Source organism: Leptothoe sp. EHU-05/26/07-4, from assembly GCF_043421015.1.
GTDB classification, from domain to species: domain Bacteria; phylum Cyanobacteriota; class Cyanobacteriia; order Phormidesmidales; family Phormidesmidaceae; genus Leptothoe; species Leptothoe turfae.
On the sequence record NZ_JAXSQV010000007.1, the window covers coordinates 572,745 to 587,038 of the forward strand.

Here is a 14,294-nt window from a genome sequence, read left to right on the forward strand (position 1 = left end):
CTGATACTGTCCCTGAGTATTCCTTTGAAAATAAAAAGACCTGCCTGGCACAAATTGTTACAATGGTCGTCTGCTTTGTATCCGCCGGTTTCCCATGGCTTTGCCCGTAGTCGCAATTATTGGTCGTCCTAATGTAGGCAAGTCCACCCTCGTCAATCGACTGGCTGGGGCCCGGGAGGCCATTGTCTATGATCAACCTGGAGTAACTCGCGATCGCACCTACCAACCTGCCTTTTGGCAAGATCGCGATTTTATGGTGGTTGATACTGGCGGTCTCGTCTTTGCAGATGACAGTGAGTTTTTACCCCACATTCGTGAGCAGGCCATGCTAGCACTGGCTGAGGCCAAGGCCGCTGTGTTTGTTGTGGATGGTCAGGAAGGCCTGAATGAAAGCGATCGCGAAATTGCATCCTGGCTACGGCAGCAATCTGTACCCGTGCTACTCGCCGTCAACAAATGTGAATCCGAGGATCAGGGCATTATCCAAGCCACTGAGTTTTGGGCGCTGGGGTTAGGTGAACCCTATGCTGTCTCAGGCATCCACGGTAATGGTACCGGGGAGCTGTTAGATGAACTAGTCACCCATCTCCCCCCAACGGATGAAATCGAAGAAGACGATGAGATTAAGGTCGCCATCGTTGGTCGACCCAATGTAGGTAAATCCAGTTTGCTCAATGCCTTTGTCGGTGAAAATCGCGCCATTGTCAGCAACGTATCAGGCACGACCCGCGACACCATTGACATGGTGGTGCGCCGTAAAGAGACGGTATATCGTCTGATTGACACCGCCGGTATTCGTAAGAAGAAGAACGTCAATTACGGCCCTGAGTTTTTTAGCATCAACCGTGCCTTTAAGGCCATCCGCCGTTCTGATGTTGTGCTACTGGTTATTGATGCCCTTGATGGCATGACTGAGCAGGATCAAAAACTGGCAGGGCGCATCGAAGATGAAGGCCGCGCCTGCATCATTGTGGTCAATAAGTGGGACGCCATAGAAAAGGACAGTCACACTATTTATGAATACGATAAAAAATTGGGTGGCAAAATCTACTTTTTGGACTGGGCCACACGGTTATATGTCAGTGCCCTCACCGGTCAACGGGTGCCCAAGATTTTAGATGCGGTGGATGAGGCGGTAGAGCAGCATCGTCGTCGCGTCAGTACTGCCGTCGTCAATGAAGTGCTCGAAGATGCCATCAGCTGGCATTCCCCACCGACCACACGTCAGGGTAAACAAGGGCGAATTTACTACGGTACCCAAGTTAGCGCCCGTCCGCCAACGTTTACGCTATTTGTGAATGCTGGCAAACTATTTACCGACAATTACCGTCGTTACATTGAACGTCAATTTCGTGAAAACCTAGGGTATGAAGGTACGCCCATTCGTCTAATTTGGCGAGGTAAGAAGATGCGCGATCTTGACCGAGAAAGCGCGAATAGGGCAACTAAGGTTTAGAATTCAACACTATTCCCCATGGATCTACTCCGCTCACTACCGATCGGTTTATACCTGGAACAGCCGGTCACCTGGCTGCATCGGATTGATGCACGGGTAAAGCTAGCCTGGCTGCTGAGCTTTTTGCTGACGCCCGTTTTAGCCAATACGGCCTGGCGTATTGCTCTGGTGGTGATTTTGATGTTGCTCACCCTGACCGCCAGGGTGCCATGGCGGGTATGGCGACAGCAGATGGGCGGGCTACTCATTTTGTTTACGCTGGCGTCGCTGCTAATTATGGTGATGCCCGATGGCATTGCTGTGATTAATCAGCCTCGCTGGCCCACACCCGATGCGATCGCCACCCTAGATACCCCCTTTGAAACCATTGGTTCCCTACCAGAAACCAACTATCGCTATATCATTGCTGATTTCCATTGGGTGCAGATTACACAAAAGTCTTTAAAGCTTGCCATTAAGGTCGGCACACTGTTATTCACACTGATTTACAGCACAAACCTATTTTTATTAACCACGGCCCCTGAGGAGATCACAGCAGCTATCGAAGAGCTAATGTCTCCGTTGCGATGGTTTAAACTGCCAGTCACGGAAATTGCTTTGACCTTGACCCTATCGCTACGATTTATTCCCCTCGTCCTTGAAGAGGTCCAAAATCTTGTGCGTTCTGTACGTACCCGCGCCATCAACTGGCGTAAATTAGGCTGGCGTCATGCCAGTCAAATTTGGCTGATGGTGGCAGAGCGTTTGCTCGACAACTTACTGTTGCGAGCCCAGCAAATTGCTGCTGCCATGAAAGTTCGAGGCTTTACCAGTCCAGACCATCACCAGGTCCAATGGCATCAGCTACAGCTACGCTGGTGGGACTGGGTTTTCCTTGTGAGCCTGGTTTTCTTTTGGTGGGGTCGTTTTGCCCTAGGCAATCCCATTTGATTCGTTCCTCACCCAATAATCCTTTTTGGTGGGCCTGGCCCACCCTACCTCCCACATCCTCAATTGTCCCTTTCTTCCCCCCCATCGCTTGCTAAGCAAGATATACTGCCCAGATTTTGGCACCGGCTTGACCTTGCGCAGCGCAGTGGCGCTGATGTCTTCGCAGCGCTGTTTCATGGGTCTGCCATCGCCACCCTGTTAGAGAGCCCAGATCGAGTTGATGGTGCCCCCGACAATTTAATTCGTTATTCCCTATGCGCTGGCGGACCTCGACAGATGGCGAACCAGCCTCAACTGTTTACCCCGTCCCTTGGGGAGATTTTGCCCACCCTTAGCCAGTTACTCAGGGGGCAAGTCCCCAGCGCATGGGTAGCGTACCCATCCTCAGTAACCCCCCCAGATGATCTGCCTTTTGTCGGCGGCTGGTTAGGTTGGCTAGGCTATGACACGGCTTGGGAGATTGAAAAACTTCCCTATCGCAAAGAGGATTCACTGCCCTTCCCAGTTGCCTACTGGTATGAGCCAGAACAGTTTGCCATTCTCGATCATCACCAACAGGATTTATGGTTAGCTGCTGCCTCTCCAGCCGATATAGAAACCATGGTGCACCGTCTGGAACACCTGCCCCACCAAACCCCGTCCCTCGTAGTACCGAATCTTTCAGAAAAACTGACGTTCTGCTCTAGCCAGACCCAATTTGAAACAGCCGTACAAACGGCCAAAGACCATATTCAAGCAGGAGATGTTTTTCAGGTAAATCTTTCCTTGCGGTTTCAAACCCACACCAGTAGTTCTCCCTGGCAGCTATACCGACAGCTTCACCAGATTAATCCCTCTCCCTTTGCCAGCTATTGGCGTACACCGTGGGGACATGTTATTAGTTGTTCTCCCGAACGTCTCGTACAGCTATGGGATCAAACGGCCCAAACCCGTCCAATTGCCGGGACACGTCCCCGTGGGAAGACACCGGCAGCAGATCGAGAGTTTGCTCAAACCCTTGAAACAAATTGCAAAGAACGGGCAGAACACATAATGCTCGTAGATCTAGAGCGCAATGATCTAGGTCGAGTTTGTACTTGGGGATCAGTCCATGTGGACGAACTCATGGTGATCGAACGCTATAGCCATGTCATGCATCTGGTGAGCAACGTCATCGGCACCTTGCACCCTGACCTCAATGCCATTGATTTAATTCGAGCCACATTCCCCGGCGGCACCATTACTGGTTGCCCCAAAGTGCGCTGTATGGAAATCATTGAAACCCTCGAACCCCTGCGTCGCAGTTTGTTTTATGGCTCCTGCGGTTACCTGGATGTGCGCGGTCAACTAGACCTGAATATTTTGATCCGTACGCTGTTGCTGACCCCCGATCGATCAAACCAGCATGTTGTTTGGGGGCAAGTGGGAGCAGGCATTGTCGCCGATAGTGAGGCCCACCAAGAATGGCAGGAATCCTTACAAAAGGCCCAGGCACAACTACTCGCTTTGGGAATTTCCGTCTAGATAGGGGTAGAATGCAGACCTTGCCGCTTAATTCTTGAAGATAGTGCAGGGAAACGCTGTAAACTCTATCAATGTCTTTTCTGCCACCCTGGTAGACTCAGAGCTTAGCTCGTATTGAGCTGAGGTCAGTCCAGGAAGGTGTCCTACCCCTTTTTAAACTCTTGTTTTGGACAATATGGCACTCTAGCCATTGGGCTTGGTAGATTTATCAATGAGCGTTAGGATCACAAGTCTTCTTGAGTAAACTCTGTATTAACTGTCCTTTGTTCTCCCATTTATCGCACCCCTTGAATGAGCACTGAAACTTATCTCAATCACCCTGACTTTGGGCTGTTGTTTCGGATTTGCCTGGTGGATGGCGATAAAGAGCTATTTACCACGCTCTATGCCCAGCGGCTATTTTTTCTGGCAAAAGTTGATCGGGCAGCTGGTTTGCTCTTTGATCCCATTGGTCGAACAGAGGCCCGTATGATGTTAGAAACACGTCTACGAATATTGCGCCAGTCTGGCCAATACAGCGAATTTGAGCATTTAAACAAGGTTTACAAGCGAACGTTTCAATGATGAATGCTGCGGGGACTACTACTCCAGGATCTTCTCCACAGCCGCTTGAATGGCACAGTCAGCAAATTGCTCAACGAGTGGAGCAATTGGAGTTGCCTGCCCATGTGCGCTTAGTGGCAGTCAGTAAAACATTTCCTGCGGCTGCTATTCGGGCAGCCTACGCAGCTGGCCTCCGGGACTTTGGCGAAAATAAGATCCAGGAAGCCATTGCAAAACAGGCAGATCTGACGGATTTGCCAGATATTACTTGGCACTTTATTGGTCATCTGCAAACCAACAAAGCGCGCAAGGCCCTACAACACTTTGACTGGATTCATTCTGTAGATAGTCTGAAATTAGCTCGACGCCTGGATCAGATAGCGGCTGAACTTTCCCGTTCGCCCATCTGTTGTCTACAGGTAAAACTGTTGGCAGATGCCAATAAGCATGGTTTGACTGAGTCTGAACTTTGGCAAGCCTTGCCCGATTTAGCACAGTTATCTCATCTCAAATTAGAGGGGATCATGGCAATTCCTCCCTATGGTCTATTGTTGCCTCAAACCCAATCTTTTTTTGAGCGAGCCTATGCCCTCGGGCAATCACTGGCAAATCATCAAGAAACGCCCTTACCAATTCATCACTTTTCCATGGGAATGTCCCAGGATTTTCCACTTGCGATCGCAGCTGGATCAAATATCATTCGATTAGGAACTACTCTGTTTGGCTCCCGTACCTGAGGGCTTTGGCCATTTATATCATCTCTATTCCTAAAAAAGATCAAGATACTTCAGTCTATTTTGGGAATTGGTGATTTTTTTTAATCGATTCGTGTATACTGTGGCTCAAAGTTATGCCCGAATGATTGTGTGCGGGTATTTTCAAATGTCGACTAAAGAGGTTTAATTCTCTAGGTTGATAGAGCGCTGCAAGCGTCGTCATATTGAATGACGTTTGTTTTTCCATTGCCGTTTGAGCACAAGGGGGTTAGAGTATCCCTGATCTTAGGCAATGGGGTTAGAGCTATCAGAAAATCTCAATTGAGGTTGCTGATACGTCCAGCCATCAATGGCCCACTTTAGTCTCAAATCATCTCTCGACTCCTTTTAATTCAGGTCTTGAGAGATTTTCTAGCCAAGTTAGTACTAGCCATGACGGAGTTTCAGCCGTGAGTACCATTTTTACTAAATTACGTGACTTTGTTGGCCTTAATGACCCGGCCGACTATGAGTATGAATATGACGAAATGGACGGCGAGGAATACCAGAACCTCTATGAACAAGAGAATCAGGCTCCTCAACCCCAGCCTCAACCTCAACCTGTTTCAGGGGTAACGACAGCTGCGCCCGTTGAGACTCGCGCGCCCCGTCGCCGCATCCGTGACCGCGTAATGTCAACCGATTCTGGGATGGTTTCCATGAATAATTCAATGAGTAGTGTTAGTAATGTGATTGGTATGCCTGGTGCAATTAACGGTGTGTCTGAAGTAATCGTGATGGAGCCCCGCTCCTTTGAGGAAATGCCCCAGGCAATCCAAGCACTCCGTGAGCGGAAGTCTGTGGTTTTAAACCTAACTATCATGGATCCTGACCAAGCCCAGCGTGCAGTTGACTTTGTTGCTGGTGGCACCTATGCCATGGATGGTCATCAAGAGCGCATTGGCGAAAGCATCTTCCTATTCACACCCAACTGTGTACAGGTCAGTATGCCCGTTGACAGCGAAGATGGATTGCCTATGGAAGAGCCTGCTATGCCTTCCGCTGCTCCCACACCCGCTTGGGCAACTGAGCAGGTGGCACGTATGGCCTAAAGATGATGCTAATTGGAACTTAGGGCGATGCTTAATGCCCCTTCAATTCTAAGCATTGCCCTAGTTGCCTCTTGGCTGTTCAAGGTTATCAGCCCATTTCAAGGTATTCTTAGGATGCTATAAGCGTGTTCGGAGGCCTTGGATCATTGCCTGGTAAACTCGGCATTATTGGTGGCGGTGTCATGGGAGAAGCACTGCTGTCTTGCCTGCTCTCTAAGAGGATGTATACACCGGATGCCATTTTGGTGTCTGATTTATCCCATGAGCGGAGACAGTTGCTCATCGAACAGTATGACATCCGCACTACCCATAGTAACCGTGAGGTCATTGAGCATAGCGACGTCATTGTTTTAGCGACCAAGCCACAAGTTTTTGACAGTGTCGCCAGAGATTTTTCAGGAATTGTTGTTAGTGAATCTCCTCTGGTTATTTCTATTTTAGCCGGGGTTTCAATTGTTCGATTAGAGCAAGCTGTTCCAGGATGGCCAGTTATTCGAGCCATGCCCAACACGCCGGCCACCGTTGGTTGTGGGATGACAGCCATTGCTATTGGCAGTCGTGCTATTGCCGAGCATGTAGAAATCGCGCAACAACTTTTCAGCACTGTGGGTGAAGTTGTTCAGGTTGCCGAGCCACTTTTAGATGGCGTAACCGGACTATCTGGCTCAGGCCCGGCCTATGTTGCCATCGTAATTGAAGCCTTAGCGGACGGAGGTGTAGCCTCTGGTTTGTCACGCACAACTGCCAATAGGCTGGCTTTGCAAACAGTTCTGGGCACCGCTCAGTTATTACAAAAAACAGGCATGCACCCAGCCGTCTTGAAGGATAGGGTGACTAGCCCCGGCGGCACCACAATTTCTGGGATCGCCTGTTTAGAAGAACTAGGTCTGCGTTCAGCATTGATTGAAGCTGTGAGGGCAGCCAGTAGCCGGTCACGGGAACTGGGCAACCAGTAGGGGCATGGATCAATGCCCTGATTAACCCCTAACTATTGCCTAATTTTGGTTCTGTCCCTGCTAACAATCTAGAAATATTGCTGCGGTGGCGGATGATGACATAGATGCCCCCCAATAAGACCAACAATATAAACGGCAGTGGTTGGCCGGTTAAGAACATAAGTATTGGGGCCGCAGTCGCAGCAGAAATAGAGCCTAGAGACACTGTTCGCGAGAGGCCAAAAACAAGGCCAAAAACAGCTGCTGTCCCTAGGCCAACTGGCCAAGCTAAGGCAAGAATGACCCCAAGTCCCGTCGCTGCCGATTTACCCCCTGTGAAGTTCAACCATACGGAGCGACTGTGCCCCAAAATTGCCAGTAATCCTGCCAGGGTTTGTATCCATGTGGACAGAGTCAGGCTGTCACCAAACTGAGCCATCACAAACCGAGCAATTAAAACCGCAGTTAGGCCTTTAAGCAAATCAATCACAAGCACAGTGATACCGGCTTGTTTGCCCACGACTCGAAACACATTGGTGGCTCCGGTATTCCCTGAGCCATGTTCACGAATATCAATTCCTTTGAGTAGCTTTGCGACCACATATCCCGTAGGCAGCGATCCCAGCAAGTAGGCCAGTACCAATAAACCGACTGCAATCCACCAAACCATGAGTTAACCAGTCCTAAAAAACCAAACCCGATTTTAGTTTAGGGGGTTATGCACGTTTGGAAAACCACGCCCCATCATCCTTTTGTAACGGGTGAACCCTTGTGGCTACGGTAGGGGCAGTCGCCTTAATAGTAATAATCGTCCTGCGAAGGATTTGCCGGGTCTGGGGCAAACACTAACCATAGGGGAAACTGCAAAGCTGCCAATGGCAATTTATTTTCCGATTCATCAATAATTAGCATCGGTAAATAGCCATTATCCATCAAGCGTTCAGCACGCTGCACCATAGGCTCAGGTACCTCAAACAGCATGAGCCCTCGATTAGAACCAAAATCGGCCCGTGATATGCCGAGGCAGTCTTGGAGCCAGCGTCGCCATTCTCCTAGACGTTCAGGGGTATTGGCCAGCACCATAGTGCATAGGCGGTCGCCATAAATGGCATAGAGTGCCGATATGGCTGCCGATGCCACCACCACATTTTGCAAACGACTGCCTAAACTTTTGACCGCCCCACGTCCTCCCTGGGTAAAAAACCAATTAGACACCCGGTCCGCATGGATGGTTTCAAAGGTGCGGCGCAGCTGCCAGGGGGGGCCATAGTAATCGGGTCTGGTGCGATATTGGTCAATGAGGCTGCGTACCCGCTCTCGCTGCTCTTCAAATCGCTGAATAGAAAACGCCGTGGTGGTTATATCTGGCGCTTCAGGGGCTGGACGTTGCTGTGCAGGCGGCTGGCGTGACATCGGCTCAGCCGCCTGCGCAGTTGGAGCCAGCTCTAATTGTTCAGCAGATGTGGCTAAATCTTGAAGGCTACCCACCAAATAATCCTTAAACCCTTGGAGACGCACCGCTAAATCTTGGGATGCGCCAGCAAAGGAGGTGCGCATTTCTGCCTGAATGCGATCGCGACGTCGTTCTAGCTGTTCAATCTCTTTCTGTAGTGTCTGACGGCGCTGCTCTAAATCCTGTAATCCCGCCTGTACCAATCGAGCCACCTCAGCCTCTGAACTACGACTTGATGACGTGCGCAAAGGCGCTAGGGGACTATCCTTAGGTTGCTTGGGTGACTCAGAAAACTCTTCAGTCGGCATGGTAGTTAATGGACTTCTTCTTCGATCTTTAGTTAATCGCAGTGGTTCTCTGACTACTGATTTAACCCCGCAGGGTCGCAATGCTGTTGGAGCTGATCAACGAGTTCCCCAGCGTTAAATACCATAGGTAAAAAGTGAATACTCTTCACCTCGCGAAAGTAGAACAAAATTGGAACCGCCGACCAAAAGACCTGCCAAGCTTGCCAGTCAGCATAGGGAAACCGCCGCAAAATAGTTGTCCCTCGACATACCTGTAATTCCGTGTCCGTAAACGTCAGCCTTATCACCGTCGTTTGTACTATGAGGAACATTCCCAATAGGGCGATCACAAGCCCACCTATAGCTTGAATAGGGGCTACACACAGACCCATTAAAAGAATTGACAGGGATAGACGGTAGTCTGGACGTAAGGTAGTGGCGACAGATGAAGCTGGAGAGAGCGTTGCCATGGTAGAGCCAGGGTACAGTTATTGATTGGAGACCTTACCCTACTTTACCGACAAGTGCTCTGACAGCTATAAAACTAAAGGTTTGGCATTACAGCTCAGCACGAATTGTAAAGGAATAATCCCCACCAGGCTCTAGTTGATAGTCAAACCGTTCTAAAAATCGTCCCAGCGGCTCCTGAATCAAGGCCCGTCCTAACGACGGTTCCACGGTCAGATGGCCACCGCGAAATTTCCATTGAAACTGCCAGGCAAATTCATTAGCATTGACTTCGCCTTCGAGTTTGCCTTGTTGCCAGGATTGATACGTGATGCGCACATGGGCAGTAGTTTCGGGTAAACGTTGGGCAGTCACAAGAAAATTATGCAAAAGAGGCCTTAAAGTTAAGATAGCTACCTCTTTGCGTTAGAGCTACCCTCCCATGCAGAAAAATTAGATACGGAGAGGATGGCAGACTGTTCAAGACAGAGCTAAAGGCGGTAGCCTAAAGGATATCGATTAGCTCGGATGCTGAACGTGACCCCGGTTTCTAACAACCTTACTTCCCCACAGAGACGCACCAAAAAGGTTGGCATCATATATAACGATGTCAAACCTGTCGCCTGTCAGGTCACTCAAGAGTTAAGGGTCAGACTTGAAGCGTACGGTTGTCAAGTAGCCACAGCAACGGGATTAGGTGGACTACTTGGCTATGCCAATGCCAATAAACCAGCTAAGTTCATTCCCATCGAGTCATTGGTGCCTAAAGACTTTGATGACGCCATGGACTTTGCCATTGTGCTGGGTGGTGACGGCACAGTACTGTCAGCGTTTCGCCAGGTGGCACCAGCAGGTATTCCCTTGTTGGCGGTGAATACAGGACATATGGGGTTTTTAACGGAAACGTATCTTAATCAGTTACCCCATGTGCTAGAGCAGGTGCTAGCGGGCAATTACCAAGTGGAAGATCGCACGATGGTAGCGGTGCAGTTAGTACGGCATAACCAACCTGCTTGGGAAGCCCTGTGCCTCAATGAGGTCGTACTCAACCGTGAGCCACTCACCAGCATGTGCCATTTTGAGGTCACCATTGGTCGCCATGCGCCGGTTGATATTGCCGCTGATGGCATCATCATTTCCACGCCAACCGGGTCTACCGCCTATTCACTTTCAGCCGGTGGCCCGGTGATCACGCCAGGGGTATCGGTGTTACAGTTGATTCCCATTTGCCCCCATTCGTTGGCAGCACGTGGCCTGGTCTTTCCCAGTGCTGAAAAGGTCATCGTGTCTTCGGCAAACCCAGATCCTCTGGTGATGGTGGTTGATGGCAATGCTGGTTGCTATGTCGCCCCTGGCGATCGCGTTTGCCTACGGGAAGCAAAGTATCCAGCAAAGTTTATCCGTCTAAAGGATCCAGAGTTCTTTAAGGTTTTGCGGGAAAAGTTAGGCTGGGGACTGCCCCATATTGCTAAACCCACATCGGTGGAACTGCCGTAGTCACGAATACGCAATGCAATTGCTACAAGTATTTCCACAAGGTTTAAGGAAATAAGCCTCTGTTCTGTGTATAGTTAACAGTTCTCTTGCCTGTGTGGTCTATGGCTACTGACAATTCTGACCCATCGAACGTGAGCGGACCTGAAAAAATTAATCGGGGTGGGCGTGGTCCACTAAGGGCTAATCAAAGGGCCAATCAAAAGACTGTATGGCTTTGGTTGGGGGCCAACGTCTTGGGATTTGCGATCGCCACACCCCTTAGCTTTTTGATGAACGTATCAGCTCAGTACTTTGAAGCGCTTTACATCGCGGGTTTGATTGTTGGTGCTGTGGTTGGTCCTCTACAGGCCCTCGTCATGCAGCGGCTTTTACCCAGGCTAAAAATGTGGAAGTGGGTGACCGCCAATATTTTTGGTAGCTATTTAGGGTCCTGGGTTGGCCTATTGGTATTTGGGCTGATTGTGATGTTGCTTCAATTTTTCAACAATTTGCCCGATCCTGGCGATATTGTCACCTTAGTCTTAACCATTGCCATCTACAGTGCCGTTATCGGCATGTGCGTCAGTATTGCCCAACTTTGCAGCCTACCGAGTCAGGTACAGAATGTGCGGCAGTGGTGGATCGCCAATTTCCTGGGCAGAATCTTGGGCTGGGTAAGCGCCAGTCTAGTGGGCTGGTTCGTTTTTGCCGTCACCGGCACAGAGAATTTTTTAGTAATTTGGGGAGCCCTTTTAGGAGCCGTGGGTGGGGCAGTCTATGCAGGGGTGACCACTAAGGCCCTACTCAATCTTCAGCCCAATGCTGTGAAAACTTAACCCAACGTTCTCTCAACCCTTCTTGGCCAAGACAATGGGTACTCGTCCTACAGATAGTCGTCTCATAGATACGATAGGTCAGATATTGATCCTGGCCTATCAAGAAGACACTGAGCAATTGTCATCCTTTCTAGGCACTACAGGCTGTCATGTTGAGGTGCTACGGCAGATGCATCGTTCAGAGTACAAAAACTACTCTCGTAGCTATCTGTGTTTACTCAATCACCGTAAAGCTTGGGAACAAGCACTGCTATCAGAAAAGCCCACCCTGATTGTCGAAGCAGATTTTGTACCGGTTGCCAACTTTGCTCAGCTGCCGTCACCGTTTGACCCTAACGATAAACATCTGGGTATCGCCTGGCTCTATACCTGTGCATCGCAGATCTATACCATTACAGATCAAGGGTATGCCCAGGGGTATTCAACTGCGATGGTGGCCTATGTCATTACTAAGCAAAGTGCTTGGAGGCTGATCGAGTTAGCTGAAATGGTTAAGGCAGACCCTGGCCCAGAAACCTATACTCCCTGGGATTCAGGCATTGAGTATTATTTGCGCGATCGCAACTTCCACAATTATGTTCCCTGGCGTAACTATGGCGAACATGGTGGCATCCCCAATCCTGAACATCAGCAAAACAATCTCAGCACCACCCATCGTGCCGATGTGCTCTATGGTCCTTTAGCTTTTGAACCGGCCTATGGAAAAGTGCTAAAAGAACGTACCTATGGACGCGTTAAAGGGTTGGGGCGTTTGTTGCTTAATAAGTATTTACGAGGTCCTGTGCTGAGTGGTTCGACACATCCAGGGAGGCTGTTGAGGTTTGCCTTGAGTCGGCAGTTTACCTTAAGGCTTTAAAAAGGTTTGAGTTATTGGTTATTGGTTATGGGGGTATCCGTTTAAGTTGGGAAACTCTGGATAGGTGGGGAGTCGGGAGTCAACTATCTATGGGACTGACTGTTAGAATGATGGTTCCCTTTTGTTTAATGTTTGGGGCTGTTATGGGTTGCGCGACTGTGTAGGTGTTTGCTGTGGCAGACTGAATCAAGGGGGATGAAAAGCTTTGTCAGAGCCAATTAGTGGCTTTTTGCTTGTCTTTGGGATCCGCGCAAGGGCTGGAAGGCTTATTAATTCAATGTTTTGTAGGATTAAGGTAACTTGAAGAAGTGCACATCTATTGGGCTGAGAACTATAATGGGGTAGATTCGCGCAAATGTACCTTGAAAACTAAATGCAGCCAACGTTTCAATGGGCTGCCGTCACAATCAACCACTTCCCCTCACGGGGATTGAAACCTTTAAACTGCGGGGGTTTTGGCGTATTTGGTCTCGTCACAATCAACCACTTCCCCTCACGGGGATTGAAACCTCCCAAATATGAAACCAAAGCGCCTGCTAAGTACGTCACAATCAACCACTTCCCCTCACGGGGATTGAAACAGGTGTGGTACTTCTCCCTCGAACGGGCAAAGCTCCGGGTCACAATCAACCACTTCCCCTCACGGGGATTGAAACACACTGGGGCAAATCGAGTACAGTTCCTGACTAACCTGGGTCACAATCAACCACTTCCCCTCACGGGGATTGAAACCAGGCAGGATTTCGGTTAGCCCTTGGCTTTGGTAGTCAGTCACAATCAACCACTTCCCCTCACGGGGATTGAAACATGGATAGCGATCCGATGCCCTGGCCGAGAATCCGTCACAATCAACCACTTCCCCTCACGGGGATTGAAACAAGGCTAACGAGCAGGCAGTTAGGCGTTATCAGAGAGTCACAATCAACCACTTCCCCTCACGGGGATTGAAACATTTGATGGAAGTGCTTTTACATCAATGGTTTGCGTGTCACAATCAACCACTTCCCCTCACGGGGATTGAAACATCTCACCTGGCGCGGGTTAAAGATTGGCATTGAGGTCACAATCAACCACTTCCCCTCACGGGGATTGAAACAGATGCCGCCGACGGCGACGCGTTTTCTTGCTCAGGTCACAATCAACCACTTCCCCTCACGGGGATTGAAACCAATGAGGGCCGATCAATTCCAACCTGAAATAAGGTCACAATCAACCACTTCCCCTCACGGGGATTGAAACTAAGCGATCGCTAGCTAAAGCTCTCGGTTTTGCGGACGTCACAATCAACCACTTCCCCTCACGGGGATTGAAACCCTTCACCGATACTCACCGCAGAGGTGGCATGGTCGTCACAATCAACCACTTCCCCTCACGGGGATTGAAACCCTTCACCGATACTCACCGCAGAGGTGGCATGGTCGTCACAATCAACCACTTCCCCTCACGGGGATTGAAACGTCCTCAGATTGCCCCTGATTACCATTGATGCCAGCGACCTAAGTCACAATCAACCACTTCCCCTCACGGGGATTGAAACGAGGCTGTTTGCTGGCCAGGATGGATTTATACACGTCACAATCAACCACTTCCCCTCACGGGGATTGAAACTCCTACCAACCATCTCACCGTATCCAAACGGTTTTCTGGTCACAATCAACCACTTCCCCTCACGGGGATTGAAACAGATCATGGGATCTCTGATAAGCGCTATCGCTTCGTCACAATCAACCACTTCCCCTCACGGGGATTAACAAATCAGAAAAAG

Annotated in this window: 14 protein-coding genes and 1 CRISPR repeat array (1 of these 15 only partly in view); of the genes, 10 read left to right on the forward strand and 4 right to left on the reverse strand. The window is 49.7% G+C overall.

Annotated elements, in window-relative coordinates:
• Window positions 1-94 precede the first annotated feature (94 nt).
• The 7 genes from der to proC all read left to right on the forward strand — a co-directional run bounded on the left by der (window position 95) and on the right by proC (window position 7,195).
• The gene (gene der / locus U2F10_RS26995; RefSeq protein WP_163666289.1) at window positions 95-1,456 is read left to right on the forward strand and encodes a ribosome biogenesis GTPase Der; all 1,362 of its coding nucleotides are present in this window, start codon (window positions 95-97) and stop codon (window positions 1,454-1,456) included.
• Between the two features lie 18 nt (window positions 1,457-1,474).
• Window positions 1,475-2,386, forward strand: coding sequence for an energy-coupling factor transporter transmembrane component T family protein (locus tag U2F10_RS27000; RefSeq protein ID WP_490794448.1), 912 nt, complete (start codon window positions 1,475-1,477; stop codon window positions 2,384-2,386).
• Between the two features lie 63 nt (window positions 2,387-2,449).
• A complete protein-coding gene (locus U2F10_RS27005) occupies window positions 2,450-3,889 on the forward strand; it encodes an anthranilate synthase component I (protein ID WP_499873804.1) in 1,440 nt (479 codons plus the stop codon).
• A gap of 291 nt (window positions 3,890-4,180) precedes the next feature.
• A complete protein-coding gene (gene pipX, locus U2F10_RS27010; RefSeq protein WP_163666285.1) occupies window positions 4,181-4,453 on the forward strand; it encodes a transcriptional coactivator PipX in 273 nt (90 codons plus the stop codon).
• Window positions 4,450-5,169: a YggS family pyridoxal phosphate-dependent enzyme gene (locus U2F10_RS27015; protein WP_250565031.1), complete on the forward strand. Its 720-nt coding sequence runs from the start codon at window positions 4,450-4,452 to the stop codon at window positions 5,167-5,169. Before pipX ends, U2F10_RS27015 begins: the two co-directional genes overlap by 4 nt.
• Before the next feature lie 428 nt (window positions 5,170-5,597).
• Complete coding sequence (locus U2F10_RS27020; protein WP_163666283.1) at window positions 5,598-6,239, forward strand: cell division protein SepF; 642 nt, start codon at window positions 5,598-5,600, stop codon at window positions 6,237-6,239.
• Between the two features lie 146 nt (window positions 6,240-6,385).
• Window positions 6,386-7,195 carry a pyrroline-5-carboxylate reductase gene (proC, locus tag U2F10_RS27025; RefSeq protein WP_163666281.1) on the forward strand — a complete coding sequence of 270 codons (810 nt, stop codon included), beginning with the start codon at window positions 6,386-6,388 and terminating at the stop codon, window positions 7,193-7,195.
• A gap of 28 nt (window positions 7,196-7,223) precedes the next feature.
• Here proC and plsY read toward each other — a convergent pair whose 3' ends face one another.
• The 4 genes from plsY to U2F10_RS27045 all read right to left on the reverse strand — a co-directional run bounded on the left by plsY (window position 7,224) and on the right by U2F10_RS27045 (window position 9,736).
• A complete protein-coding gene (gene plsY / locus U2F10_RS27030) occupies window positions 7,224-7,844 on the reverse strand; it encodes a glycerol-3-phosphate 1-O-acyltransferase PlsY (RefSeq protein WP_163666279.1) in 621 nt (206 codons plus the stop codon).
• A 125-nt stretch (window positions 7,845-7,969) separates the two neighbouring features.
• On the reverse strand, window positions 7,970-8,935 hold the full coding sequence (locus tag U2F10_RS27035) for a DUF3086 domain-containing protein (RefSeq protein WP_490795218.1): 966 nt from the start codon (window positions 8,933-8,935) through the stop codon (window positions 7,970-7,972).
• Between the two features lie 53 nt (window positions 8,936-8,988).
• Entirely contained in the window at window positions 8,989-9,384 is a 396-nt protein-coding gene (locus U2F10_RS27040; protein WP_499873805.1) for a DUF3119 family protein, read from the reverse strand.
• A gap of 88 nt (window positions 9,385-9,472) precedes the next feature.
• Complete coding sequence (locus U2F10_RS27045; RefSeq protein ID WP_006517471.1) at window positions 9,473-9,736, reverse strand: DUF3146 family protein; 264 nt, start codon at window positions 9,734-9,736, stop codon at window positions 9,473-9,475.
• 153 nt (window positions 9,737-9,889) lie between these two features.
• Here U2F10_RS27045 and U2F10_RS27050 point away from each other — a divergent pair, with 153 nt between their 5' ends.
• The 3 genes from U2F10_RS27050 (at window position 9,890) to U2F10_RS27060 (ending at window position 12,529) form a co-directional block, all read left to right on the forward strand.
• Window positions 9,890-10,858 (forward strand): NAD(+) kinase, encoded by a 969-nt coding sequence (locus U2F10_RS27050; RefSeq protein WP_163666273.1) that lies wholly within the window; start codon window positions 9,890-9,892, stop codon window positions 10,856-10,858.
• A 101-nt stretch (window positions 10,859-10,959) separates the two neighbouring features.
• Complete coding sequence (locus U2F10_RS27055; RefSeq protein WP_499873806.1) at window positions 10,960-11,673, forward strand: hypothetical protein; 714 nt, start codon at window positions 10,960-10,962, stop codon at window positions 11,671-11,673.
• Between the two features lie 34 nt (window positions 11,674-11,707).
• The gene (locus tag U2F10_RS27060) at window positions 11,708-12,529 is read left to right on the forward strand and encodes an LPS biosynthesis glycosyltransferase (protein ID WP_499873807.1); all 822 of its coding nucleotides are present in this window, start codon (window positions 11,708-11,710) and stop codon (window positions 12,527-12,529) included.
• Window positions 12,530-12,929: 400 nt separating this feature from the next.
• Window positions 12,930-14,294: a CRISPR direct-repeat array (repeat unit 37 nt; unit sequence GTCACAATCAACCACTTCCCCTCACGGGGATTGAAAC); it runs 1,007 nt beyond the window's last position.